Source organism: Cupriavidus sp. UYPR2.512, assembly GCF_000379565.1.
Taxonomy (GTDB): domain Bacteria; phylum Pseudomonadota; class Gammaproteobacteria; order Burkholderiales; family Burkholderiaceae; genus Cupriavidus.
The window spans coordinates 1-2,596 of the sequence record NZ_KB903004.1; the positions used below are offsets into that span (position 1 = coordinate 1).

At 65.6% G+C, this 2,596-nt stretch carries 1 protein-coding gene and 1 pseudogene; both read left to right on the forward strand.

Going from position 1 to position 2,596, the window contains the following annotated elements:
• The first annotated feature begins 706 nt into the window (after positions 1-706).
• A pseudogene (locus tag A3A5_RS38795) lies at positions 707-1,796 on the forward strand (efflux RND transporter periplasmic adaptor subunit).
• Positions 1,796-2,596, forward strand: an 801-nt coding sequence (locus A3A5_RS38800; protein WP_035812863.1) for an efflux RND transporter permease subunit, incomplete at its 3' end; no start/stop codon positions are given. The pseudogene A3A5_RS38795 and the gene A3A5_RS38800, both read left to right, overlap by 1 nt.

A 2,596-nucleotide genomic window follows, 5' to 3' on the forward strand; every position in this document is an offset into this window, starting at 1 on the left:
TGGCAAGCCGTCAAATCTGCTGTTGGTTGACAAAAAAAATCGGCATCACACTGGCAACGCTGCGCGCTGACGCTTTGTTCAGCGATTCCCTAGCTTCATTTATAACGCGTGGACCGGGCCAGGCCGCACTTGTTGAATTACAATGCGCATATGTCACGTGCAATCCCTAGTGCCTCGCTTCGGGGCGCGGTGTTGGTACTCTTCGTGCTGACGCAACTGCTGACCCCGCTCCTGCACGGCCATTTCGGAACTCCGATACAGACTGGCCTGCACATGCACGCTGGACTACCTGCCGAAACTAATTCCCATTTCCGCGCCGCAGCTTCTTTCAAGGGCACTACTGCGCCTGACGTGCTTGAGGATCACGCCCATGCCGATTCATATCTGGCGAGCGGGGACTCGTTCGAAGTTGACGTCGAATCCGGGATCGAACCGCTGTTGTTGGCCGCGCTGATCCTGCCTGGGTTACTCCCCGGTTTGTCCATCTTGACGTTCGTGTTGCTGGCGGCCCTTGCCAGCGATTCCACGCGAGGGTCTTATTTCCATCCCGCCCCCGCCCCACGCTGGCGCTGCTGCTTCAGGCACCCGCCCCCCGCCCAGGCGCCCCCGCAGTTCTCCTGATTCCCATCATCCGGCGCCTTGCCGGTGTTCCTGCACGCGCTCCGTCTATGGAGGGCGGGCTCTCAACTGCATGTTGGAGTCAGGCATGTCATTCAGACACCTTTACAGAGTCCGTGCGTGGATCGCACTGACCTACTTGTCGTTCTCGCACGTCGCCGTCGCGCAGGTCGCGGCACAGGCGGTGCCGCTATCCGCCGAGCATGCGCGCGCCCTTGGGGTGCGCACCAGCGCTGTCTCCGCCGCCGAAACGCTCGACGTTGGCACGCACGCCAGGGTCGTATCCAAGCTAGATGCCCAGTATGTCGTGGCGGCACCCTACCCGGGCATCGTGCCGCGTGTGCTGGTAGCAATCGGGCAGACCGTGCGTCCGGGCCAGCCGCTGGCCAGCTTCCCGAGTCCGCAACTTTTCGATGCGAGGCGCGCGCTGGCGGAAGCGAACTCGCAGGCCCGCCTCGCGCAGCAGGCCCTGGTGCGCGACCGGTCGCTTTACGAGGACGGCATCATCGCTGCCAGCCGCTGGCAGGCAACGCAGGCTCGGGCCACCGAGGCTGCCGCCATGGCCCGGGCGCGGCGTGCGGAAATGGCTTCGGCGGGCGTCGTCTTTTCTGGAGCGGGCGAGGAGGCGCAACTAGTGGCGAGCCACCGAGGCATCGTGTCGGAGGTCAACGCCGTGCCGGGCACGCGGGTGGAAGGCGCCGCACCACTGTTCCGAACCGTCGATCCGGATGCGCTGGAACTGGATCTCCTGCTTGGCCGGGATATACCGGTGCCGTCACCCTGGTGAGCAGGTGGAGGTCGCACGGCGCGACGCGGCCGGCACGGTGGTCGGCGTTGCGCCGGCCGGCAATGGCACGGCCGGGATGCGGGTGCGCGCTTCGCTGGACCGCCGTGGTGACCTGCGCGCGGGCGAGAGCGTCAACGTCACACTGAAGTTGCAAAGCCGGGAAGGGAAGGGCACGTCCGGGCGGGTGCGCGTGCCGGCGGCCGCGGTGGCCTACTGGCATGGGGCACCAGGCGTGTTCGTCGCTACGGATAAAGGTTTCCGATTCCAGCCCATTACGCTGGAGGGCTTGGACGAAGCCAATGCCGTGGTCCGCGGCAACCTGCCGGCGGGGGGGCGCGTGGCTGTCGCGGGCATCGGCGCGCTGAAGGGCCTGTTGGCGGGAGACCAGTGATGCTTGCCCGCCTGATCGAGTTTTCCTTGCGCCAGCGCGTGCTGGTCCTGATTGCTGCGAGCGCGCTGGCCGCTGCGGGCGTGTGGGCTTATGTGAACCTTCCGATCGACGCCTTTCCCGATATCTCCCCGACCCAGGTCAAGGTGGTGCTCAAGGTGCCGGGTATGACGCCGGAGGAAGTCGAGCAGCGCGTCTCGACGCCGATCGAGCAGGAACTGCTCGGCATCCCGCACAAGACTATCGTTCGCTCGGTGTCCAAGTATGGCATCAGCGACGTGACGATGGATTTCGAGGAAGGCGTGGACGTCTACTGGGCGCGCCAGCAGGTCTCGGAGCGGCTCGCCGGCCTGGCGCGGGATCTGCCTTCGACCGCCGAGGGCGGCCTGGCGCCGATTACCACCCCGCTGGGCGAGATGTTCATGTTCACCATCGAGGGCGATGGCTACTCGCTTGCCGAGCGGCGCCGCGTGCTCGATTGGGTTATCCGACCCGCCCTACGTACTGTGCCGGGCGTAGCGGATGTCAACGCCCTCGGCGGCGAGGTGCGAAGCTACGAGGTGATTCCCGATCCGTCCCGCCTGCGCGCGCGCGGCGTGACACTGGGGCAGTTGCGTCGGGCTCTGGACACGAATCATCGCAACGACGGCGCGGGCCGCCTTGACCGTGGCGACGAGCACTGGGTGGTGCGCGTGGAAGGGGGCATAAGGCATTTGATTACACACATCTCAGTCGTCAAGTTCACGGGCATACCGGAGACCGGCGGCGAAATCCACCACTCGCTGCAGGCCTTGCCAGATGGT